Below are 20768 nucleotides of genomic sequence, written 5' to 3'. Positions count from 1 at the left end.
TGACGGGGTGCGTTCGCCTACCTAGTCTCTGTCTCCATACATGGATGCCATCTACATAGGGAGATGAATGCGGTGGGCGGAGAGCCGGAGAGCGTGGTGCGCAGGCTGCGGGACGGGATGGCGCGGGGGGTGCTGTCGTTCCCGCTGACCTCGTTCCACGCCGACGGGTCCCTCGACATCGACGGATTCCGGACGTACGTCGGCGCGCAGGCCGCCACCGATCCCGGCGCGCTCTTCCCGGCCTGCGGCACCGGGGAGTTCTTCTCGCTGGACGAGGAGGAGTACCGGCAGGTCGTGGGCGCGGCGGTGGCGGAGGCCGGCGGACGGGTCCCGGTGGTCGCGGGGGTCGGGTACGGCTGGGCGCAGGCCGTCCGCTTCGCGCGCATCGCCGAGGAGGCCGGCGCGGACGCCCTGCTCGTGCTGCCGCACTACCTGGTCGCCGCCCCGCAGGACGGCCTGGTCGCCCAGCTGGAGCGGATCGCGGCCGGCACCTCCCTGCCGCTCGTCACCTACCAGCGCGGCCAGGTCGCCTACACGGCCGGCTCACTGGCCCGGATCGCCCGCATCCCCGGCGTGATCGGCCTCAAGGACGGGCACAGCGACCTCGACCGGCTCCAGCGGCTCACCCTCGCCGCCCCCGAGGGCTTCCTCTTCTTCAACGGCGCCGCCACCGCCGAGATCCAGGCCCGCGCCTACGCCACCGTCGGCGTCCCCGCCTACTCCTCGGCCGTGCACGCCTTCGCCCCCGAGATCGCCGGCGTCTTCTTCACCGCCGTCCAGGACGGCGACCACGGCACGGTCGACAAGCTGCTGCGCGGTTTCTACGTGCCGTTCGTCGAACTCCGCGACCGCGTCCCCGGATACGCCGTGTCCCTGGTGAAGGCGGCCGCCCGGCTGCGCGGCCGGCCGGTGGGACCCGTGCGCGCCCCGCTCACCGACCCCTCGGCCGCCGACCTCGCCGACCTGCGGACCCTGCTCACCGCCGGCCTCGACCTAGTAGGAGCGTCCCTGTGAACCTCACGATCACCGACGTCCGCCTGACCCCGATCCTGGTCGCCGACCCGCCACTGCTCAACACGCAGGGCGTCCACCAGCCGTACACCCCCCGGCTGATCGTGGAGGTGGAGACCGCCGACGGGGTGGTCGGGGTCGGCGAGACCTACGGCGACACCAAGTACCTGGAGCTGGCCCGGCCGTTCGCCGAGCGGCTGCGGGGACGGCAGGCCGGTGACCTGAACGGGCTGTTCACCGTCGCCGACGAGGTCGCCGTCGACGCGGCCCGGGTCTCCGGGCAGGTCGACGTGGGCGGCCTGCGCGGCGTGCAGACCGCCGACAAGCTGCGGCTTTCGGTCGTCTCCGGCTTCGAGGTCGCCTGCCTCGACGCCCTCGGCAAGGCGCTCGGGCTGCCCGTGCACGCGCTGCTCGGCGGGAAGGTCCGGGACGCGGTCGAGTACAGCGCGTACCTGTTCTACAAGTGGGCCGCGCACCCGGCGGGCGTGGCGGCCGAGGCCGACGACTGGGGGGCCGCGCTGGACCCGGACGGGATCGTGGCGCAGGCCCGCCGCTTCACGGAGCGGTACGGCTTCACCTCCTTCAAGCTCAAGGGCGGGGTCTTCCCGCCGGAGCAGGAGATCGCCGCCGTACGGGCGCTGGCCCGGGCCTTCCCCGGACACCCGCTGCGGCTCGACCCGAACGGCGCCTGGTCCGTCGAGACCTCCCTGAAGGTCGCGGCGGAACTCGGCGACGTCCTGGAGTACCTGGAGGACCCGGCCCTCGGCACCCCGGCGATGGCACGGGTCGCGGCCGGCACCGGCGTGCCGCTCGCCACCAACATGTGCGTGACGACGTTCGGCGAGATCAAGGAGGCGTTCGCCCGGGACGCCGTCCAGGTCGTCCTCTCCGACCACCACTACTGGGGCGGGCTGCGCAACACCCAGCAACTGGCCGCCGTCTGCCGGGTCTTCGGCGTCGGCGTCTCCATGCACTCCAACACCCACCTCGGGATCAGCCTGGCCGCGATGACCCACGTGGCCGCGACCGTCCCGAACCTCCACCACGCCTGCGACTCCCACTACCCCTGGCAGTCCGAGGACGTCCTCACCGAGCGGATCGCCTTCGACGGCGGCCGGGTCGCCGTCCCCGACGCGCCCGGCCTCGGCGTCGAACTGGACCGGGAGAAGGTGCGGCGGCTGCACCGGCGGTGGCTGGAGGACGACGGGACGCTCCGCGACCGCGACGACGCGGCCGCGATGCGGGTGGCCGAGCCGGGCTGGTCGACCCCGGCCGTCCCCCGCTGGTAGACACGCTGGTCCCGGCGCTGGTCCCGGCGCTGGTCCCGGCGCTCGTCCGGGCACTCTCCCGGGCGTTCGTCCGGGCGTTCGTGCGGCGAGAGCCGTCGCCCGCCCCCTGACATGGTGCAGACTGGCCGGATCGGCACCACGTCAGGGAGCACACCGTGACCGCGTCCAACGCGTTCGCCGGAGAGGAACCGGAGTACCTCGACGACGACAGGGGAGCAACAGCACCGCACCGTGCCGCGCAGGTCGACCCGCTGGCCGGCCTGCGCGCACCGGGCGATCCGCCCTGGGACGTCTATCTGACCGGCACCGTCTTCCTCGACATCGTCTTCACCGGCCTCGGCTCCGCGCCGGTGCGCGGCACCGAGTCCTGGGCCCGGGGCATGGGCTCCAGCCCCGGCGGCATCGCCAACATGGCCACCGCCCTCGCCCGCCTGGGCCTGCGGACCTCCCTCGCGGCCGCGTTCGGCGACGACCACTACGGCGAGTACTGCTGGGACGCGCTGGAACAGGGCGAGGGCATCGACCTGTCCCCGTCGCGCACCGTCCGCGGCTGGCACTCCCCGGTCACCGTCTCCATGGCGTACGAGGGCGAGCGGACCATGGTCTCGCACGGCCACGAGCCGCCCGCCGACACGCTGTTCCGCCAGCAGAACGCGCCCGGTCACCCCGCGCACGCGCGCGCCGCGGTCGCCTCCCTCACGCCCGGCAAGCGCAACCCCTGGATCGCCCGCGCCGCCGCCGAGGGCACCCGGATCTTCGGCGACGTCGGCTGGGACGACACGGGGGAGTGGGACCTGGCCGCCCTCGCCGACCTCGAACACTGCGAGGCGTTCCTGCCGAACGCCGAGGAGGCGATGCGGTACACCCGCGCCGACTGCCCGCGCGCCGCGGCCCACGCCCTCACCGAGCACGTCCCGCTCGCCGTCGTCACCCTCGGCGCGGAGGGGGCCTACGCGGTCGACGGCCGCACCGGCGAGTCCGCGGAGGTCCCGGCGATCGCCGTGGAGGCCCTCGACCCGACCGGTGCCGGTGACGTCTTCGTCGCGGGCTTCGTCACCGGCACCCTCGCCCATTGGCCGCTCGCCGACCGCCTCGCCTTCGCGGGCCTCACGGCGGCGCTCTCCGTCCAGGAGTTCGGCGGCTCCCTGTCGGCGCCCGGCTGGTCGGAGATCGGCGCGTGGTGGCGGAAGGTCCAGTCGGTGGCGGGCCAGGACCCCGCGGCCCTGCGCCGCTACGCGTTCCTGGAGGGCCTGGCGCCGCGGGAGGCCCAGGCACCCCCGTGGCCCCTGCGCAGAGCGGTCCCGACGATCGGCTTCGGCCGCGCGGGCTAGGGCGCTCCTGGACTCCCGCTCACCGCCACCGTGCCCCGTGAGGGGCGCGGGGAACGGCGCGACCGCCCCCGCACCCGACGGCGGACCGGCGCGACCCGTGCCCATCCCCCGCACCTGACGGCGGACCGGCGCGACCCGCGCCTACTTCCCGAGCACCGTCGCGACCAGGCCGCGCAGCAGTTCCCGCCCCGCCGGGGACACCCCGGACAACGCCCCGGCGAACAGCCCCTCCACCCCGCTCCCGTCGGCCGTACCCCACCCGCTCGTCAGCGTGTACCCCTCGCGCACCGCGACCCGCAGCACACCCTCCGCGTCCACCGCCGCCGCGGCGATCGTCGGCACCTCCCCGCCCGCCGGGTCCGGGACCTTCGCGTACGCCCCCGCCGCCGGCTCCCGCCAGCGCAGCGCCACCAGCACCGGCGACTTGGCCTGCAACTCGGCCAGGTCCACCTCCTCCACCCCGTCCGCCGTGAGCACGTCGGCCCGCGCGTCGATCGCGATCGCCGCCGGCAGCAGGTCCCGCAGGCTGGATCCGACGATGTTCCCGCCGACCGTCGCCGTCCGGCGCACCGCGCCCGTGCCGACGCCCTTCGCCGCCTGCCGCAGCACCTGGGGAACCCGGTCGTCCACCTGGTGCAGCAGCACCGCGCCGCCGAGCACGCCGTCGCCTATCTCCGTCGCCTCCGGTACCTTCCGCAGGGACACCGCTTGTTCCGGGAAGCCGTCCCGCTGCCAGGCGGCCCACACGAGGGTGGCTCCGCCGACGGGTATCGCCCCCTCGGCCAGGTACTTCCGGGCCTCGGACACCGATGTGGGCAGACGCAGCAGCACGGCTACCTGCTTTCTGAACGGACAGGTGGCGGTGAGCGACGCGGCCCCCCGACCACGCGTGGCAGTGACGGCCCGGATTCTGCCCCGGCGCGCGGGAGCGCATGCAGGGCTCACCGTTTCACTCGGGGCGCCCTCCCCGGCCGGTCTCCCGTGAAAAGCCCTACGGCGTTGTCAGTGACGCGTCGTACGCTTGATACCGCGAGGCCGCCCTCAGCTACGCGGCCGTGACGAGGAGGAACCGCAGGCCTTAAGCGCCGGCCCATGACTCAGACACCCACAGCTCACACCCCCGCGCAGCAGCAGGCCCGAGCTCAGTTCGAGGTTCCCGCCCAGCACCCGATGGTCAGCGTGCTGGGATCCGGCGACTCCCTGCTGCGCGTGATCGAGAAGGCCTTCCCGGCGGCCGACATCCATGTCCGGGGCAACGAGATCAGCGCGGTCGGCGACGCACACGAAGTCGCCCTGGTCCAGCGCCTGTTCGACGAGATGATGCTGGTGCTCCGCACCGGGCAGCCGATGACGGAGGACGCAGTGGAACGCTCGATCGCCATGCTGCGGGCGAGCGAGAACGGGGAGGGACCGGAGGAGACCCCGGCCCAGGTTCTGACGCAGAACATCCTGTCCTCGCGCGGTCGCACCATCCGCCCCAAGACCCTCAACCAGAAGCGGTACGTCGACGCGATCGACAAGCACACGATCGTCTTCGGCATCGGCCCCGCCGGTACCGGAAAGACGTACCTGGCCATGGCCAAGGCGGTGCAGGCCCTGCAGTCCAAGCAGGTCAACCGCATCATCCTGACCCGGCCCGCGGTGGAGGCGGGGGAGCGGCTCGGCTTCCTGCCCGGCACGCTCTACGAGAAGATCGACCCGTACCTGCGACCGCTGTACGACGCGCTGCACGACATGCTCGACCCGGACTCCATCCCGAAGCTGATGGCTTCGGGGACCATCGAGGTGGCGCCGCTGGCGTACATGCGCGGCCGTACCCTCAACGACGCCTTCATCATCCTCGACGAGGCCCAGAACACCTCGCCCGAGCAGATGAAGATGTTCCTCACCCGCCTCGGCTTCGAGTCGAAGATCGTGATCACGGGTGACGTCACGCAGGTCGACCTGCCGAACGGCACCAAGTCCGGTCTGCGCCAGGTGCAGGACATCCTGGAGGGCCTGGACGACGTCCACTTCTCCCGGCTCACGTCCCACGATGTCGTACGGCACAAGCTGGTGGGCCGTATCGTCGACGCGTACGAGAAGTACGACAGCAAGCACGGCACGGAGAACGGCGCGCATCAGGGCGGCCGCTCGAAGTCCGGGCACAAGGGGAAGTAGACAAGCGCAGCGCCATGTCGATCGACGTCAACAACGAGTCCGGAACCGAGGTCGACGAGCAGGCGATCCTCGACATCGCCCGCTACGCGCTCGCACGGATGCGCATCCACCCGCTCTCCGAGCTCTCGGTGATCGTCGTGGACGCCGACGCCATGGAGCAACTGCACATCCAGTGGATGGACCTGCCCGGACCGACCGATGTCATGTCGTTCCCGATGGACGAGCTGCGGCCGCCGTCGAAGGACGACGACGAGCCGCCGCAGGGGCTGCTCGGCGACATCGTGCTCTGCCCGGAGGTCGCCGCCAAGCAGGGGGCCGAGGCCGACACGCAGCACTCCATGGACGAGGAGCTCCAGCTGCTCACCGTCCACGGAGTGCTGCACCTGCTCGGCTACGACCACGAGGAGCCCGACGAGAAGGCCGAGATGTTCGGCCTCCAGGCGGCGATCGTGGACGGCTGGCGCGCGGAGAAGGGCCTCAGCGGTCCCTCCCCGGCGCCGACCGTCTCGTAAGCGGGTCGTCCCCGGATGAGTCCGCAGATCGTCCTCGGCGCGATCGCGCTGGTCGTCGTCGCCTGGCTGGCCGCCTGCGCCGAGGCCGGCATCGCCCGCGTCTCCAGCTTCCGCGCCGAGGAGGCCGTGAAGTCCGGGCGGCGCGGGAGCGCCAAGCTCGCGCAGATCGCCGCCGACCCCACCCGCTACCTCAACGTGGCCCTGCTGGTCCGGGTCGCCTGCGAGATGGCCGCCGCCGCCCTGGTCACCTACGCCTGCCTCCAGGAGATCCCGGTCACCTGGCAGGCGCTGCTCGCCGCGATCGGCGTGATGGTGCTCGTGTCCTACGTCGCCGTCGGCGTCTCCCCGCGCACCATCGGCCGCCAGCACCCGCTCAACACGGCGACGGCCGCCGCCTACGTGCTGCTGCCGCTCGCCCGCGTCATGGGCCCGGTCCCGTACCTGCTCATCCTGCTGGGCAACGCGCTCACCCCCGGCAAGGGCTTCCGCCGCGGCCCGTTCGCCTCCGAGGCCGAACTGCGCGCGCTGGTCGACCTCGCCGAGAAGGAGTCGCTGATCGAGGACGAGGAGCGCCGGATGGTGCACTCGGTCTTCGAGCTGAGCGACACCCTGGTGCGCGAGGTCATGGTCCCGCGGACCGACCTGGTCGTCATCGAGCGGTACAAGACCATCCGGCAGGCCCTCACCCTCGCGCTCCGCTCCGGTTTCTCGCGGATTCCGGTCAGCGGGGAGAGCGAGGACGACATCGTCGGGATCGTGTACCTGAAGGACCTGGTCCGCAAGACGCACATCAGCCGGGACGCCGAGTCCGACCTCGTCTCCACCGCCATGCGGCCCGCGTTCTTCGTGCCCGACACCAAGAACGCCGGCGACCTGCTGCGCGAGATGCAGAAGGAACGCAACCACGTCGCCGTCGTCATCGACGAGTACGGCGGCACGGCCGGGATCGTCACCATCGAGGACATCCTGGAGGAGATCGTCGGTGAGATCACCGACGAGTACGACCGCGAACTCCCGCCCGTCACCGACCTCGGCGAGGACCGCTACCGGGTCACCGCCCGCCTCGACATCACCGACCTGGGCGAGCTGTACGGCCTGGAGGAGTACGACGACGAGGACGTGGAGACCGTCGGCGGGCTGCTCGCCAAGGCGCTCGGCCGGGTGCCCATCGCCGGGGCCTCCGCGCAGGTCGAACTCCCCGACGGCCGCCGGCTGGCCCTCACCGCCGAGGCGGCCGCCGGACGCCGGAACAAGATCGTGACGGTGCTGGTGGAGCCGGTGCCGCCGGCCGCGGACCCGGAGGGCGGCCCCGGATGACCCCGGAGCGGCTGCGCGCCTTCTGCCTCTCCTTCGCCGCGGCCGAGGAGGACTTCCCCTTCGGCCCGGACACCTCCGTGTTCAAGGTGCTCGGCAAGATGTTCGCGCTGAGCCGGCTGGACGGGAAGCCGCTCCGGGTCAACCTCAAGTGCGACCCCGACGACGCGGTCCGGCTGCGCGGCGAGCACGAGGGGCTGGTCACCCCCGGCTACCACATGAACAAGCGGCACTGGAACACCGTCACCGTGGACGGCGGTCTCCCCGGCCGTCTCGTCGAGGAGCTGATCGAGGACTCGTACGACCTCGTCGTGGCCGGGCTGCCGAGGGCCGAACGGCTGCGGCTGGACCGGCCCTGACGACGGTTGACCCGGTCAAGCGAGGGCCTCGTATGCTCGGGGCATGACCGACAGCAACGCGCTTGATCCCGAGGACCGCAAGATCGTCACCCTGGCCCGCTCGGCCCGGGCCCGCAACGGGGTGCCCGAGGGCGCGGCCGTACGGGACTCCACGGGCCGTACGTATGTGGCGGGGACCGTGGAGCTGGCCTCGCTGAAGCTGAGCGCGCTGCGGACGGCGGTGGCGATGGCGGTCGCCTCGGGGGCGGAGTCGCTGGAGGCGGCGGCGGTCGTGAGCGAGGCCGGGGAGGTCGACGCCGGGGACCTGGCGGCGGTGCGGGATCTCGGGGGGCCGCGGACGCCGGTGCTGCTGGCGGGGCCGGACGGGGAAGTGCGGCTCACTGTCCCCGCGTGACCTCTTCCCACCCGTCCACCCGACTCGGCCGGCCGGGAGGCGAGGGGCCGGTTGACTCCGTCGGGTGAGGGGCGGGGTTGCTTGACTCGGGGCGATGGAGGCGGGGTGCGTGGGCGGGGTGCGCCGCCGTCGTGGTCGCCCGCGCGGTTCTCCGCGCCCCTGACAGGGCGCCGACCGGTTCCGCCTCAAGGGGCCCGACCGGCCGCCGCTCACCCGCAGCCGCGTCACCGCCGCAACGACCCCTTCGGCCGCCCCCGGGAAGGTAGGCCGGAATTCAACCTTGTCGGTCTGTGTCTCTCACGCATCAATGGGACCGTGCAATCCGACGGAGCGTCAGATTCTGACGGTCCGCCGGCTACGGCGCCCCGCGGTGTGCCCGCATCCACCCGGAACGGGGTCGCCATCCCCACATGGCATTCCCAGACAACGGGAAGGGAGCCCTACCTCCATGAAGCGAATCACCACCGGTGCGGCACTCGCGGCGGGAGCCCTCGCCGCCACGGCGCTGGCCTTCGCCCCCTCGGCCGCCGCCGTCACTCCGACCACCGCGACCGTCACCGCGAGCTGCGGCATCTTCGGCGGCGGCGCGGCCACCCTCACCGCGACCCAGAGCGGCACCTCCTCCACCATCACCCTCACCTCCAGCGCGATCACCGCTCCGCTCGCGCTGTCGGCGAACTCGATCGCCTCCACGCTCACCCTGGCCAACTCGGCCGGTTCCTCCCGCGTCTTCAGCGGCACCGTGAACCCGGCCATGGCCACCGGTGACAACATCACCGTCGGCCCGCTCCCCGGCACCGTGGCCTCCGGCGACAGCCTCGACTTCTACGGCGGCTCGCTGAAGATGGTCATCTTCGGCGTCACCGTCACCTGTACGTCGAGCGCCGCACAGTCGCCCGGACCCTTCGTCATGAGCTGAACCGCCTGACGGGTTCGTTCCGGATGCCGCAGAAGCTGATGAACCGTCAGCTTTCTGCGGCATCTCCATTGACTTCTCGCGCGCCCTCCACATCAATGGCCCCCTGTCGGCGCAGAGGAGCCGCTGCGCCCGCGACCCTCAGGAGGGGGCATCCATGGGTTCACCCCCAAGATCACGAAGACCCCGACGGTGGCGCTTCATCTCACTGTTCGGGGCGACCGCGCTCGCGGTCACGGCGGGCGGCGCGATGGCCTGCCCGGCCGGTGCCGTCGGGACGAACGTCGACTTCGCCACGCACTGCGTTCCGCCCGCCATCGCGGGCCTGCCGGACATCGACGGCACCACCACCGCGAACATCTCGGTGGACAACACCAGCCCCGAGGTCGGCGACACGGTCACCGTGACCTACACCGTGGTCACGCCCGCCGCCAACAACCCCACCGCCCTCGCCCTGCCGGCCGACATCATGACGCCGACGGGCAAGGTGGTGCTGGCCGGCGCGCAGACCGGGGACGTCACGGTGACCGGGCCGAAGAAGAACGACCCGGTGCCCGGGTACGGGACCTTCCCGTCGTTCTCCATGACGGGGACGTTCACGGTCACCTCGCCGGGGGCCATCACGCTCTCGCCCGGTGACTACAACATCCACACCAGCTACATCCTGGAGCTGGACACCCCCTGCACGGTCACCAACCCGCCCGCACCGGTGTCGGAGACCGTCACGGCGACCTCGACCACCCCGGTCAACACCCGTGCCATCAGCCTGGACAAGGCCTCCGGCAACCCCGGTGACAGCGTGACCGTCAGCGGGCAGAACTTCACGCCGGGCGCGACCGTGACCCTGGCCGGACGGTCGGGCGACACCCAGACCGCCGACACGGCCACGGCGACCGCGGGCTCCGACGGTTCCTTCAGCGCGCCGATCGTCGTCGACGACAAGACGACGACCGGGATCGTGGCGTACGAGGGAAGCGCGTGGAGCGACAGCACGGGGGCCGGGCCGGCCGCCTACGTCGTGAACGACACGACCCCCGTGCCGGACGGCAGCCAGAAGCTGACGACCACGGTCAAGGCGGGCACCCTGTCCATGTCCCAGGCCGGTGACTCCGTCGCGCTGTCGGCGGTCGACTTCGGCCAGGGCGGGGCCTCCACGGGCGCCCTGCAGACCGTGACCGTCAAGGACTTCCGCGGCGGTCCGGCCGGCTGGTCGCTCACCGGCAAGGTCACCGACTTCACCGGTCCCGGTGCCAAGATCGACGCCGGGAAGCTGAGCTGGACCCCGAGCTGCGCGACCAAGTCGGGCAGCCCGAGCACCTGCGCGGCCGGTTCGGCGGGCACCGTCGGCAGTTCCGGAGCGACCCTCGCGTCGACCCCGGACTCCACGCTCACCGGCGGTCAGTTCACGGTCGACGCCGGACTCTCCCTGGACGTACCGGCGTTCACGCCTCCGGGGTCGTACTCCGGAGTCCTCACCCTGACGCTCACCTGAGCCAACTCCCCGCGTGGCGGCCGGGCCCCCGGAGACGGGGGCCCGGCCGCCACCCGACCGCTTTCGACCGGGGGTCCGCACCCATGCGTCGCGCCAAGCCGTACGTCCTCCTCCTGAGCCTGTTCCTCGGCGTGTTCCTCACGGCGGGTCCCGCGCGCGCCGCCGACAACGGCAGCTGGTCCGTCTACCCGGTCGCCTCCAAGATCTCCTCGCGGCCCTACTTCTACCTCTCCGCCGACCCCGGGCAGACGATCACCGACAAGGTGGCCGTCGCCAACAAGACCGGCAAGCCGCTGACCTTCCGGCTGTACGCCGCCGACGCCTACAACACCGCGCGCGACGGCGGGTTCGCCGTGCGGACGGTGAAGGAGCGGATGCGGGGCGTGGGAGCCTGGGCGAAGGTCTCGAAGACCAGGGTGACCGTGCCCCCGCACAGGACGGTGACGGTGCCCTTCACGCTGCGGGTGCCCGAAGGGGCCGAACCCGGCGACCACCCGGGGGCGATCGTCGCGCTCGACGAGCGGGTCGACCCCGGCTCGGGCTCCCTCGCGCTCGGCGTGCAGCGGGCCGTCGGCGCCCGGGTCTATCTGCGGGTGAGCGGGCCCACGCTCCCGGCGCTCGCCGTCGAGCACGTGCACATCGCCCACCACCAGCCCTGGGTGCCCGGCCTCGGCGACAGCACCGCGACCGTCTCCTACACCCTGCACAACACCGGCAACGTCACTCTCGACCCCAGGGTGCGGCTGCGCGCACAGGGCCTGTTCGGCCGTACGCTGCTCAGCCGCGACCTCACCGGCGTCCCCTCCGAGCTGCTGCCGGGGGAGCGGGTCCGGCTCACCGCGCCCTGGCACGACGCGCCCCAGCTCGACTGGGGGAAGGTGACGCTGACGGCCAGCGCGAGGGGCACCAGGGAGTCGGCGAGCGCCTCGTTCCTGGCGCTGCCGTGGCTGCTGGTGGGGCTCGCCTTCGTCGCCGGGGTGGCGGGCGGCGCGCTGTTCGCGCGGGCGCGCCGGGCCGGCCGCGGTGGTGGCAAGGGCCGTGGCGGCGGCGGTGCGGGGGGCGGTGGCGCGGGCGGCGGTCCGGGCGGCGGGGCCGGTCGCAGGCTGCGGTCGCTGCTCAGAGCGCGTCGGGGCCGCGTTCGCCCGTCCGCACCCGTACGACCGTCTCGACCGGCAGTGCCCACACCTTCCCGTCCCCGATCTTCCCCGTCTGCGCGGCCTTGACGATCGTGTCGATCACGGCCTCGGACTCGGCGTCCTCGACGACGACCTCGATACGGACCTTGGGCACCAGGTCGACCTGGTACTCGGCGCCCCGGTAGACCTCGGTGTGGCCGCGCTGCCGGCCGTACCCGCTGGCCTCGGTCACGGTCAGGCCCCGCACCCCGATCTCCTGGAGCGCGGTCTTCACCGCGTCGAGGCGGTAGGGCTTGACGATCGCGGTGATGAGCTTCATGGCTGGGTCTTGGCTTTCTGGGCGGCGGGGAGGACGGAGTGCGCGACCGGGGCGCCGTGGCCCAGGACCCCGTGATCGTAAGCCGTCTCGGCGTGCACCGTAAGGTCCAGGCCGGTGTGCTCCTGGTCCTCGCCCGCGCGAAAGCCCGTCACCCGGTCGATCAGCCGGCCGATGCCGTACGTCATCGCGAACGCGTACACCGCGACGGCCACGACCGCCACCGCCTGCCTGCCCAGCTGGGCGAGGCCGCCGCCGTACAGGAGGCCCTCGGCCGAGCCGGTCATGGCCCGCTCGGCGAACAGGCCGATGAGCAGGGTGCCGATCACACCGCCGACCAGGTGGACGCCGACGACGTCGAGCGAGTCGTCGAAGTTCAGCCGGAACTTCCAGCTCACCGCGTACGAGCAGACCGCGCCGGCGGCGAGGCCGACGACGAGCGCGCCGAGCAGGGAGACCGAGCCGCAGGACGGGGTGATGGCGACCAGGCCGGCGACGGCGCCGGAGGCCGCGCCGAGGGTGGTCGGGTGGCCGTCGCGCTTCTGCTCGACGAAGAGCCAGCCCAGCAGGCCGGTGCAGCCCGCGGCCATGGTGTTGAGGAAGGCGGCGGCCGCGAGCCCGTTGGCGCCGAGCGCGCTGCCCGCGTTGAAGCCGAACCAGCCGAACCAGAGCAGACCGGCGCCCAGGACGACCATGGGCAGGTTGTGCGGACGCATCGCGTCCTTCTTGAAACCGAGCCGCGGGCCGAGCACCAGGCACAGCGCCAGCCCGGACGCGCCCGAGGTGATCTCCACCGGCAGACCGCCGGCGAAGTCCAGGGCGCCGAGGCGGTGCGCGATCCAGCCGCCCGGGCCCCACACCCAGTGCGCGACCGGAACGTATACCAGCAGCGCCCACACCGGGACGAACACCAGCCACGCCCCGAACTTCGCCCGGTCCGCGATCGCCCCGCTGATCAGCGCGGCCGTGACGACGGCGAAGGTGAGCTGGAAGGTGGCGAAGAGCAGGGTGGGGACGCTGCCCTGCACGCTGTCCGGGCCGAGCCCGCTCATCCCGGCGTGTTCGAGCCCGCCGAGCAGCCCGCCGCCCACGTCGTCCCCGAAGGCCAGCGAGTAGCCGCCCGCCAGCCACACCACCGTCACCAGCGCGATCGACACGAAGCTCATCATCAGCATGTTGAGGACGCTCTTGGTGCGGACCATGCCGCCGTAGAACAGGGCCAGCCCCGGGGTCATCAGCAGGACCAGGGCGGTGGCGGCGAGCAGCCAGGCGGTGTCACCGGTGTCGGCATGCGCGGCGGCGAGGTACACGGGCGTCTCCAACGTCGTGGGGGCTCAGCCGAGGGTCACCGGTCCCGGTTTCCGGCCGTGTACGGCAGTGTTTCCGTGACGTTTCGTTGCCCCGGGGTTACCGAAATCTCACGGTGCGGCGGGGCGTCGTGGATCAGGGAGAATGGGGGCCATGAGCGTTCGCAGCCAGTCAACCGAGCCGTCGGAATCGTCGGAGACCGTCCACCGGGCGGGCTTCGCCTGTTTCGTCGGACGCCCCAACGCGGGCAAGTCCACCCTCACGAACGCTCTGGTCGGGCAGAAGGTGGCGATCACCGCGGACCAGCCGCAGACCACGCGGCACACGGTACGGGGGATCGTGCACCGGGACGACGCCCAGCTGATCCTGGTCGACACCCCCGGCCTGCACAAGCCGCGCACGCTGCTCGGCGAGCGGCTCAACGACGTGGTCCGCACCACCTGGGCCGAGGTCGACGTGATCGGCTTCTGCCTGCCGGCGAACGAGAAGATCGGCCCCGGCGACCGCTTCATCGCCAAGGAGCTCGCGGGGATCAGGAAGACCCCCAAGGTCGCCGTCGTCACCAAGACCGACCTGGTCGACTCCAAGGCCCTCGCCGAGCAGCTGATCGCGATCGACCAGCTCGGCAGGGAGCTGGGCTTCGAGTGGGCGGAGATCGTCCCGGTGTCGGCGGTCGGCGACAAGCAGGTGAGCCTGCTGGCCGACCTGCTGGTCCCGCTGCTGCCCGAGGGCCCGGCGCTCTACCCCGAGGGCGACCTGACCGACGAGCCGGAGCAGGTCATGATCGCGGAGCTGATCCGGGAGGCGGCGCTGGAGGGCGTCCGCGACGAACTCCCGCACTCCATCGCGGTCGTGGTCGAGGAGATGCTCCCGCGCGAGGACCGCCCCGCCGACAGGCCCCTCCTGGACATCCACGCCAACCTGTTCATCGAGCGCCCCAGCCAGAAGGGCATCATCATCGGCCCCAAGGGCAAGCGCCTGAAGGAGGTCGGCATCAAGTCCCGCAAGCAGATCGAGGCGCTCCTCGGCACCCCCGTCTTCCTCGACCTCCACGTGAAGGTCGCCAAGGACTGGCAGCGCGACCCGAAGCAGCTGCGCCGGCTGGGGTTCTAGGCCCGCTCGGCCGTCTCACGGGGTGCGCGGCGGCCTCCGGCACCAGCGGCCGGGACGCCGCGGGTACTCCTTCGCCGGCCGGCGTCCGACTGGGCCCCGCCATGATCCCGCAACCCCCGTTGCCGTCCGTCACTCACCCGTGTGTGCGTCCCGGTAAAGGTAGCCGGTGGGTCAAGGCAGGCTCGGGCTCATGTCCTGGAGGCCGATCACGCGCAGCAGCCGGAGGCGTTCGTAGGACTCGGTGCCGGGGCGGGCCGTGTGGACGACGAGGAGTTGGCTGGTGTCGGCGTTGAGGAGGACCTCGCAGTCCAGTTCCAGGATGCCGACCGAGGGGTGGAGGAAGCGTTTGGTGGCCACGCGGCGTACCGCCACCTCGTGTTCGGCCCAGAGCCGGGCGAACTCCTCGCTGCCCGACAGGAGTTCGGCGACCAGAGCGGCGGGGGCCGGGTCCGAGGGGCGGGCGGCGGCCACCGCGCGGAGGTTCGCGACGTGTTCGCGGCCCCGCTGCGGGCGGTCCTCCGGCGGGCACGGGCCGCCCGCCGACGGGTCCAGGAAGAAGCCCCGGACCAGGTTCCGCTCGCGCGGCGGGCGGGCCAGGACATCGCCGCTGAGCGCCCGCGACAGCGCGTTCTGGGCCAGTACCTCGCCGTAGTCCGTGGTCACCAGCGCCGGGGTGTCGTGCAGCCGGTCCAGGACCAGGAGCAGGCCGGGGCGGACATGGGTGGAGGCCGCCTCCCGGCGCGGGGGCTCCTCACCGGCCAGGTGGAACACGTGGTCGCGCTCGTCCTCCGTCAGCCGCAGCGCGCGGGCCAGCGCCGTCAGCATCTGGCGGGACGGGCGCGGGCCCCGGGACTGTTCGAGGCGCGTGTAGTAGTCGGCGGACATCCCGGCCAGCGCCGCCACCTCCTCGCGCCGCAGCCCCGGGGTGCGCCGCCGGGCGCCGGGTGCCAGGCCCACGTCGGAGGGGTCGAGGCGGGTGCGGGCGCGGCGCAGGAAGTCGGCGAGCTCGGGGCGGTCCATGTCTCCAGGGTGGCCCGGCGCGTCCGGGTTATCCAGGGACCGCCGGTCCCCTGATCAGGAGGTCTCTCCCGGTGGAGGGGCGGGCGGACCAGGCTGGTGGCGACGGACGAGGAACGGCACGCAGCCAGGGAGACGGTCATGATCACTCTTGTCACCGGTACCACCGGACAGGTCGGGCGGCGGTTCGTGCCCCGGCTGCTCCAGCAGGTCCGGGCCGGGGAGCGGGTACGGGTGCTGGTGCGGGACGCGGCCCGCGGGGAGCCCTTCGCCGGGCTGGGCGCCGAGGTGGCCGTCGGGGACCTGCGGGACGAGGAGGCGCTCGGCGGGGCCGTCGCCGGCGTGGACGCCGTGGTGAACGTCGCCGCCTCCTTCCGCGGGGTGCCCGACGAGGAGGCCTGGGCCGTCAACCGGGACGCGGCGGTGGCCCTCGGACGGGCCGCACTCGGCGCCGGGGTACGGCGGTTCGTGCAGGTCAGCACCGGGAACGTGTACGGCACCGGGCGCGGCCGCCCGCTCGTCGAGGACGACGAGAGCAGGCCCGGCGGCGAGCTGTGGGGCGCCTACCCGGAGTCCAAGGCGGCCGCCGAGCGGGAGCTGCTCGCGCTCGGCGGCGGTATGGAGGTGCGGATCGGGCGGCTGCCCTTCGTGTACGGCGAGGGGGACCCGCACCTCGCGAACGTGATGCGCTGGGCCGCGCGCTGGGCCCCCGCGCAGCGGCTCCAGATGGCGCACCACGCCGACGTCGGGCAGGGGCTGATGCGGCTGCTGTACGCCCCCGCGGTCGACGGCCCGGTCTACAACATCGCCGACGACGCCCCCGTCACCACCGTGGAGCTGTACCAGCTCAACGGGGTGCCGGTGCCGGCGGACCTGCACACCCGCACCGACCCCGACCCCTGGTTCGGGATCATGTCCAACCAGAAGATCCGCCGGGACCTGGGCTTCCGTCCCGTCCACCCCAGCGTCTGGTCGGCGCGGGACGCCGGGGCCCTGTAGGCCGGGTCAGTCGACCCCGCGTATCCGTCCCACCAGCGCCGCCCCCGCCAGCCCGATCACCGCCGCCACCAGGTAGAGCACGCGGTAGCCGCCCAGGTACGTCACGATCGGCGCGGCGAGGGCGGGGGCCGCGACCTGGGGCAGGGCGTTGGCCACGTTGATGACGCCGAGGTCCTTGCCCCGGTCCTCCGCGGCCGGCAGGACGTCCGTCATCAGGGCGAAGTCGACCGAGGTGAACACGCCGAAGCCGATGCCGAGGAAGGCCGCCGCGACGATCGCGCCCGGCCAGGTCTGCCAGGCCGCCAGGAGCGCCGTCGCCAGTGCCATCAGGGTGCCGGACCAGACCACGAACGGCTTGCGCCGGCCCACCCGGTCCGACCAGACCCCGCCGACGACGACCGTCGCCATCAGCGTCAGCCCGTTCACCGCGGTGAGGACCAGCACGCCCTGTTCGGGGTCCTGGTGGTGGAGGCGGTCACGGAGGTAGTAGAGGAGGTAGAGCAGCACCAGGGAGTTGCTGAGGTTGATCAGGAAGCGGGTCAGCCAGGCCCAGCCGAGGTCGGGATGGCGGCGCGGGCTCAGCCAGAAGCCGGCCGCGAAGCCCCGCCAGGACCACGGCGGCCGGTCCGCCGGCGCCAGCCGCAGGTCCGAGAAGCGCAGGACGTACGGCAGCACGCCCAGCGCCGTGAACACCGCGCACGCCACATAGCCCGCCCCGACGCCCCCGGCGGCCGTCGCCAGCGCGGTGCCGCCGACCACGCCGAGGATCTGCGCGGCCCCCAGCCAGCCGCCCACCGAGCCCCGCTGGAGCCGGGGCACCCGGTCCGGCACCGCCGCGGTGACCGCGGCGAAGGCCGCGTTCAGCGTCAGCTGGACCAGGCACCAGCCCAGCATCATCGTCCACATGCCGCCGGCGCCCGCGAGGAGCAGCAGGGACAGCGCCCCGCCCGCCGTGCCGGCGACGATCCAGGGGGTGCGGCGGCCCCACAGGGACGTGGTGCGGTCCGACAGGGCGCCGAAGACCGGGTTCGCCGCCAGCGACACCACCGCGCCGACGCCGGTCACCCACGCCAGCATCGTCTCCTTCGACATCCCGGAGCCGGGCGCGAAGTCCTTGGCCTGGGAGGCGAGCAGGATCTGCAGGGGGCCGTACCAGCCCACCCAGATCGCGCCGTTGGCGAGGGAGAGCGCCGAGGTCCAGCCCCGGCCGACCTTCTCGGCCGGTTCCGCGAGGGCGGCCGGCTCCCGGGTCGTCGTCATCTCTGCGCCCGCAGGACGTCCCGGTACCAGTCGTACGAGGACTTCGGCGTCCGCCGCAGCGACTCGTAGTCGACGTGGACCAGGCCGAAGCGGCGCTCGTACCCCTCCGCCCACTCGAAGTTGTCGAGGAGCGACCAGACGAAGTAGCCGCGTACGTCGACGCCGGCCTCGATCGCCCGGTGCAGGGCCCGTACGTGGCCGTCCAGGTAGGCGACACGGTCCGGGTCGTCGACGCCCTCGCCGGAGCAGCCGTTCTCGGTGATGACGACGGGCGGCAGCCGCTCCCCGTAGCGGTCGCGGAAGCCGGTGAGCAGCTCCGTGAGCCCCTCGGGGACGACCGGCCAGCCGAAGTCCGTCACCGGTACGCCGTCGATGTCCCGGACGGAGAAGGGGAGTTCGGCCGGGAGGGTGAGTCCGCCGAACTCGATCTCGGCTCCCTGCGGGGCGCCCACCTTCGTGGGGGCGTAGTAGTTGACGCCGTACCAGTCGACGGGTTCGGCGATCACCTTCAGGTCGGCCGCGACGTCGCCCGGCATCAGGTCGCCCATGCCGTCCGGGTACTCGCCCAGGATGACCGGTTCGGCGAACAGGCGGTTGAGGAGCAGGTCGTAGAAGGCGGCCGCCTCCAGGTCGGGCTGCGCCCGGGAGGCAGGCCAGGTCGGGCCGTGGGAGTTGGCGATGCCGATGTCGCCCGCGCCGGCCGCGCGCAGCGCCTGGACGGCGAGTCCGTGGGCGAGGAGCTGGTGGTGGGCGACCGGGAGCGCGTCGAACATCAGCTGCCCGCCGGGGGCGTGGGCGCCCAGCGCGTGGCCGAACAGGGTGTGTTCGGCGGGCTCGTTGAGGGTGATCCACTTCTGCACCCGGTCGCCGAGCCGGTCCGCGACCTTCGTCACGTACTCGGCGAAGCGGGCCGCGGTGTCCCGTTCCAGCCAGCCCCCCGCCTCCTGGAGGGCCACCGGGAGGTCCCAGTGGAAGAGGGTGGGGACCGGGCGTACGCCGGCCGCGCACAGCTCGTCCACGAGGCGGTCGTAGAAGTCGAGTCCGCCGGTGGAGCGCACCCTCGGCCAGGAGACCGAGAAGCGGTACGCGTCCACGCCGAGGCCGGCCAGCAGGGCCGTGTCCTCGCGGTGGCGGTGGTAGTGGTCGCAGGCCACCGCCGCCGTGGAGCCGTCCTTGATCCGGCCCGGTTCCGCCTCGAACACGTCCCACACGGACGGCTCGCGCTCGTCGGCCGCGCCCTCGATCTGGTGGGCCGAGGTCGACACGCCCCACAGGAAGCCGTCCGGGAAACGGGGAATCGGATCGACCGAGTCAGTCACCATGGCCGGGATCATCCTTACCCCCGGTTACGGAAGTCAACGCCCGGACGGGAACTACCTGTTACGCGCCTTCTTTCAGTACCCGCGAGATCAGTTCGCGTTGTTCGCGGGTCAGCCGTGGATCGGCCGCGAACACGGTCCGCCCGTCCACCGTGATCTCGTACGCGAACCCGTCCGGCACCCCGGGCGGCGGGGAGCCCCGGCCGGCCGCGAGCGCGTGCTCGGCCAGGGCCTGCCACTCATGGGCGTCGGGCCGCCCCGAGGTGTCCACCTCGGCCCGCCGCTCGATGCCCGCGAATCCGCCCGTGCGCCTCACCTGAATACGCATGGGTCCCTGTGTAGTACGGATTCAGGCGGTCTGCACACCCACCTGGGTCCAGGCCTTGAGGACCGCCTCGGTCTCGTCGCCCTCCCGGTAGCGGGCCTTGGCCGCCGCGACCGTGAGTCTGGCGAAGTCCGCGAACCGGGCGTCCGCCGCCAGCTCGCCGCCGGTGAGCACGTCGTACCAGATCTGCCCGGCCTTCTCCCAGGCGTTGCCGCCGAGGGCGGTGGCCAGCAGGTAGAAGGCGTGGTTGGGGATGCCGGAGTTGATGTGGACGCCGCCGTTGTCCCGGCTGGTCCGCACGTAGTGCTCCATGGTCGCGGGCTGCGGGTCCTTGCCGACGCGGGTGTCGTCGTACGCCGTGCCCGGGGCCTTCATCGAGCGCAGGGCCACCCCGTGGACGCCCGGGGCGAGCAGGCCCTCGCCGATCAGCCAGTCGGCCTGGTCGGCGGTCTGGCCGAGGGAGTACTGCTTGATCAGGGAGCCGAAGACGTCCGAGACGGACTCGTTGAGGGCGCCGGACTGGCCGTAGTACTCCAGGTTCGCGGTGTACTGGGTGACGCCGTGGGTGAGCTCGTGGCCGATGACGTCGACGGAGCTGGTGAAGTCGGTGAAGATCTCGCCGTCGCCGTCGCCGAACACCATCTGCTCGCCGTTCCAGAAGGCGTTGTCGTAGTCGACGTCGTAGTGGACGCTCGCGTTCAGCGGCAGCCCGCTGCCGTCGATGGAGTCCCGCTCGTACGCCTTCAGGTACAGCTCGAAGGTGGCGCCGAGGCCCGCGTAGGCGCGGTTGACGGAGACGTCCTGGCCGGGCTCGGAGCCCTCCGCGCGGACCTCGGTGCCGGGCAGGTCGGTGCGGTGCCCGGCGTCGTAGACCGTGCGCTGCGGCGCGGCGGCCGCGGTCACCGGGACGGCCGGGGCGGCCGTGGTGCGCACGGCGGTGATCCGGCGGCGGGTCCGGGCCGCGGAGTCGTGCTGGAGGGTGCGCAGCGCGGAGTCGGCGAGCGCCCGGTCCGCGTGCTGGGCCAGCCGGTCGAGAATGTGCGGCGGCACGATCCCGCAGAAGACGGGCGTGCGGGAGACGGGCTCGAAGCCCCCGTTGGTCGTCATGCACCGCACCCTTGCACTGAGTTATGCCGGTGTCACTACCCGCAACCGTGATTGGTGAAATACCGTGACAATTGGCCACCCTCTGTGAGG

General features: G+C 72.6%; 21 protein-coding genes. 13 read left to right on the top strand and 8 right to left on the bottom strand.

The annotated features are described in order from the left end of the window. Positions 1 to 63: 63 nt before the first annotated feature. The 3 genes from ACZ619_RS32345 (at position 64) to ACZ619_RS32335 (ending at position 3631) form a co-directional block, all read left to right on the top strand. Positions 64 to 1014: a 5-dehydro-4-deoxyglucarate dehydratase gene (locus tag ACZ619_RS32345; protein ID WP_469606498.1), complete on the top strand. Its 951-nt coding sequence runs from the start codon at positions 64 to 66 to the stop codon at positions 1012 to 1014. Then, positions 1011 to 2300 carry a glucarate dehydratase family protein gene (locus ACZ619_RS32340; protein WP_469606496.1) on the top strand — a complete coding sequence of 430 codons (1290 nt, stop codon included), beginning with the start codon at positions 1011 to 1013 and terminating at the stop codon, positions 2298 to 2300. The genes ACZ619_RS32345 and ACZ619_RS32340 overlap by 4 nt, the downstream gene beginning before the upstream one ends. Positions 2301 to 2455: 155 nt before the next feature. After that, entirely contained in the window at positions 2456 to 3631 is a 1176-nt protein-coding gene (locus tag ACZ619_RS32335) for a carbohydrate kinase family protein (RefSeq protein ID WP_469606494.1), read from the top strand. A 141-nt stretch (positions 3632 to 3772) separates the two neighbouring features. On the opposite strand, the gene ACZ619_RS32330 is transcribed toward ACZ619_RS32335, so the two are convergent. Further along, a complete protein-coding gene (locus tag ACZ619_RS32330) occupies positions 3773 to 4462 on the bottom strand; it encodes an FAD binding domain-containing protein (RefSeq protein WP_469606492.1) in 690 nt (229 codons plus the stop codon). Between the two features lie 261 nt (positions 4463 to 4723). On the opposite strand from ACZ619_RS32330, the gene ACZ619_RS32325 reads away from it, so the two are divergent. From ACZ619_RS32325 to ACZ619_RS32290, 8 genes are all read left to right on the top strand, one after another. Continuing rightward, positions 4724 to 5791 (top strand): PhoH family protein, encoded by a 1068-nt coding sequence (locus ACZ619_RS32325; protein WP_469606489.1) that lies wholly within the window; start codon positions 4724 to 4726, stop codon positions 5789 to 5791. 14 nt (positions 5792 to 5805) lie between these two features. Further along, positions 5806 to 6303 (top strand): rRNA maturation RNase YbeY, encoded by a 498-nt coding sequence (gene ybeY / locus ACZ619_RS32320; RefSeq protein WP_469606486.1) that lies wholly within the window; start codon positions 5806 to 5808, stop codon positions 6301 to 6303. Between the two features lie 15 nt (positions 6304 to 6318). Beyond that, entirely contained in the window at positions 6319 to 7620 is a 1302-nt protein-coding gene (locus ACZ619_RS32315; protein ID WP_469606484.1) for a hemolysin family protein, read from the top strand. After that, complete coding sequence (locus tag ACZ619_RS32310) at positions 7617 to 7976, top strand: MmcQ/YjbR family DNA-binding protein (RefSeq protein WP_469606481.1); 360 nt, start codon at positions 7617 to 7619, stop codon at positions 7974 to 7976. The genes ACZ619_RS32315 and ACZ619_RS32310 overlap by 4 nt, the downstream gene beginning before the upstream one ends. A gap of 43 nt (positions 7977 to 8019) precedes the next feature. After that, positions 8020 to 8370 carry a cytidine deaminase gene (locus tag ACZ619_RS32305; protein ID WP_469606479.1) on the top strand — a complete coding sequence of 117 codons (351 nt, stop codon included), beginning with the start codon at positions 8020 to 8022 and terminating at the stop codon, positions 8368 to 8370. Positions 8371 to 8818: 448 nt separating this feature from the next. Then, positions 8819 to 9289 (top strand): hypothetical protein, encoded by a 471-nt coding sequence (locus ACZ619_RS32300; RefSeq protein WP_469606477.1) that lies wholly within the window; start codon positions 8819 to 8821, stop codon positions 9287 to 9289. A gap of 154 nt (positions 9290 to 9443) precedes the next feature. Further along, positions 9444 to 10778, top strand: a complete 1335-nt coding sequence (locus ACZ619_RS32295; RefSeq protein ID WP_469606474.1) for a beta-xylosidase — start codon at positions 9444 to 9446, stop codon at positions 10776 to 10778. A gap of 83 nt (positions 10779 to 10861) precedes the next feature. Further along, entirely contained in the window at positions 10862 to 12001 is a 1140-nt protein-coding gene (locus ACZ619_RS32290; protein WP_469606471.1) for a WxL protein peptidoglycan domain-containing protein, read from the top strand. Here ACZ619_RS32290 and ACZ619_RS32285 read toward each other — a convergent pair. Further along, positions 11895 to 12233 (bottom strand): P-II family nitrogen regulator, encoded by a 339-nt coding sequence (locus ACZ619_RS32285; protein ID WP_469606468.1) that lies wholly within the window; start codon positions 12231 to 12233, stop codon positions 11895 to 11897. The two genes, ACZ619_RS32290 and ACZ619_RS32285, sit on opposite strands and share 107 nt — an antisense overlap. Continuing rightward, entirely contained in the window at positions 12230 to 13540 is a 1311-nt protein-coding gene (locus ACZ619_RS32280; protein ID WP_469606466.1) for an ammonium transporter, read from the bottom strand. The genes ACZ619_RS32285 and ACZ619_RS32280 overlap by 4 nt, the downstream gene beginning before the upstream one ends. A 142-nt stretch (positions 13541 to 13682) precedes the next feature. On the opposite strand from ACZ619_RS32280, the gene era reads away from it, so the two are divergent. Further along, entirely contained in the window at positions 13683 to 14651 is a 969-nt protein-coding gene (gene era, locus ACZ619_RS32275) for a GTPase Era (protein WP_469606464.1), read from the top strand. Between the two features lie 171 nt (positions 14652 to 14822). Here the strand turns inward: era and ACZ619_RS32270 are convergent, their stop codons facing one another. Then, the gene (locus ACZ619_RS32270; RefSeq protein ID WP_469606461.1) at positions 14823 to 15671 is read right to left on the bottom strand and encodes a helix-turn-helix transcriptional regulator; all 849 of its coding nucleotides are present in this window, start codon (positions 15669 to 15671) and stop codon (positions 14823 to 14825) included. Between the two features lie 138 nt (positions 15672 to 15809). Between ACZ619_RS32270 and ACZ619_RS32265 the strand changes: the two genes are divergently transcribed. After that, positions 15810 to 16667 carry an NAD-dependent epimerase/dehydratase family protein gene (locus ACZ619_RS32265; protein WP_469606458.1) on the top strand — a complete coding sequence of 286 codons (858 nt, stop codon included), beginning with the start codon at positions 15810 to 15812 and terminating at the stop codon, positions 16665 to 16667. A 6-nt stretch (positions 16668 to 16673) separates the two neighbouring features. Here ACZ619_RS32265 and ACZ619_RS32260 read toward each other — a convergent pair whose 3' ends face one another. Genes ACZ619_RS32260 through ACZ619_RS32245 form a run of 4 tightly spaced genes read right to left on the bottom strand, consistent with a single transcriptional unit; the run spans position 16674 to position 20678 of the window. Continuing rightward, positions 16674 to 17927 carry an MFS transporter gene (locus tag ACZ619_RS32260; protein WP_469606455.1) on the bottom strand — a complete coding sequence of 418 codons (1254 nt, stop codon included), beginning with the start codon at positions 17925 to 17927 and terminating at the stop codon, positions 16674 to 16676. Then, complete coding sequence (locus ACZ619_RS32255) at positions 17924 to 19249, bottom strand: GH1 family beta-glucosidase (RefSeq protein WP_469606453.1); 1326 nt, start codon at positions 19247 to 19249, stop codon at positions 17924 to 17926. Before ACZ619_RS32255 ends, ACZ619_RS32260 begins: the two co-directional genes overlap by 4 nt. A 58-nt stretch (positions 19250 to 19307) precedes the next feature. Then, positions 19308 to 19574 (bottom strand): protealysin inhibitor emfourin, encoded by a 267-nt coding sequence (locus tag ACZ619_RS32250; protein ID WP_469606450.1) that lies wholly within the window; start codon positions 19572 to 19574, stop codon positions 19308 to 19310. 21 nt (positions 19575 to 19595) lie between these two features. Beyond that, positions 19596 to 20678 carry a M4 family metallopeptidase gene (locus ACZ619_RS32245; RefSeq protein ID WP_469606448.1) on the bottom strand — a complete coding sequence of 361 codons (1083 nt, stop codon included), beginning with the start codon at positions 20676 to 20678 and terminating at the stop codon, positions 19596 to 19598. Positions 20679 to 20768: the final 90 nt, after the last annotated feature.

Source organism: Streptomyces sp. NPDC104367, from assembly GCF_055583825.1.
This window is presented reverse-complemented; position numbering and strand designations above follow the sequence as displayed.

What these genes read in the sequence shown, in the direction of transcription:
- ACZ619_RS32345 (WP_469606498.1), top strand. Translation starts at nt 64, where the DNA reads ATGAATGCGGTGGGCGGAGAGCCGGAGAGCGTGGTGCGCAGGCTGCGG.
- ACZ619_RS32325 (WP_469606489.1), top strand. Translation starts at nt 4,724, where the DNA reads ATGACTCAGACACCCACAGCTCACACCCCCGCGCAGCAGCAGGCCCGA.
- ybeY (WP_469606486.1), top strand. Translation starts at nt 5,806, where the DNA reads ATGTCGATCGACGTCAACAACGAGTCCGGAACCGAGGTCGACGAGCAG.
- ACZ619_RS32315 (WP_469606484.1), top strand. Translation starts at nt 6,319, where the DNA reads ATGAGTCCGCAGATCGTCCTCGGCGCGATCGCGCTGGTCGTCGTCGCC.
- ACZ619_RS32310 (WP_469606481.1), top strand. Translation starts at nt 7,617, where the DNA reads ATGACCCCGGAGCGGCTGCGCGCCTTCTGCCTCTCCTTCGCCGCGGCC.
- ACZ619_RS32305 (WP_469606479.1), top strand. Translation starts at nt 8,020, where the DNA reads ATGACCGACAGCAACGCGCTTGATCCCGAGGACCGCAAGATCGTCACC.
- ACZ619_RS32300 (WP_469606477.1), top strand. Translation starts at nt 8,819, where the DNA reads ATGAAGCGAATCACCACCGGTGCGGCACTCGCGGCGGGAGCCCTCGCC.
- ACZ619_RS32295 (WP_469606474.1), top strand. Translation starts at nt 9,444, where the DNA reads ATGGGTTCACCCCCAAGATCACGAAGACCCCGACGGTGGCGCTTCATC.
- ACZ619_RS32290 (WP_469606471.1), top strand. Translation starts at nt 10,862, where the DNA reads ATGCGTCGCGCCAAGCCGTACGTCCTCCTCCTGAGCCTGTTCCTCGGC.
- ACZ619_RS32285 (WP_469606468.1), bottom strand. Translation starts at nt 12,233, where the DNA reads ATGAAGCTCATCACCGCGATCGTCAAGCCCTACCGCCTCGACGCGGTG.
- era (WP_469606464.1), top strand. Translation starts at nt 13,683, where the DNA reads ATGGGGGCCATGAGCGTTCGCAGCCAGTCAACCGAGCCGTCGGAATCG.
- ACZ619_RS32270 (WP_469606461.1), bottom strand. Translation starts at nt 15,671, where the DNA reads ATGGACCGCCCCGAGCTCGCCGACTTCCTGCGCCGCGCCCGCACCCGC.
- ACZ619_RS32265 (WP_469606458.1), top strand. Translation starts at nt 15,810, where the DNA reads ATGATCACTCTTGTCACCGGTACCACCGGACAGGTCGGGCGGCGGTTC.
- ACZ619_RS32260 (WP_469606455.1), bottom strand. Translation starts at nt 17,927, where the DNA reads ATGACGACGACCCGGGAGCCGGCCGCCCTCGCGGAACCGGCCGAGAAG.
- ACZ619_RS32255 (WP_469606453.1), bottom strand. Translation starts at nt 19,249, where the DNA reads ATGGTGACTGACTCGGTCGATCCGATTCCCCGTTTCCCGGACGGCTTC.
- ACZ619_RS32250 (WP_469606450.1), bottom strand. Translation starts at nt 19,574, where the DNA reads ATGCGTATTCAGGTGAGGCGCACGGGCGGATTCGCGGGCATCGAGCGG.
- ACZ619_RS32245 (WP_469606448.1), bottom strand. Translation starts at nt 20,678, where the DNA reads ATGACGACCAACGGGGGCTTCGAGCCCGTCTCCCGCACGCCCGTCTTC.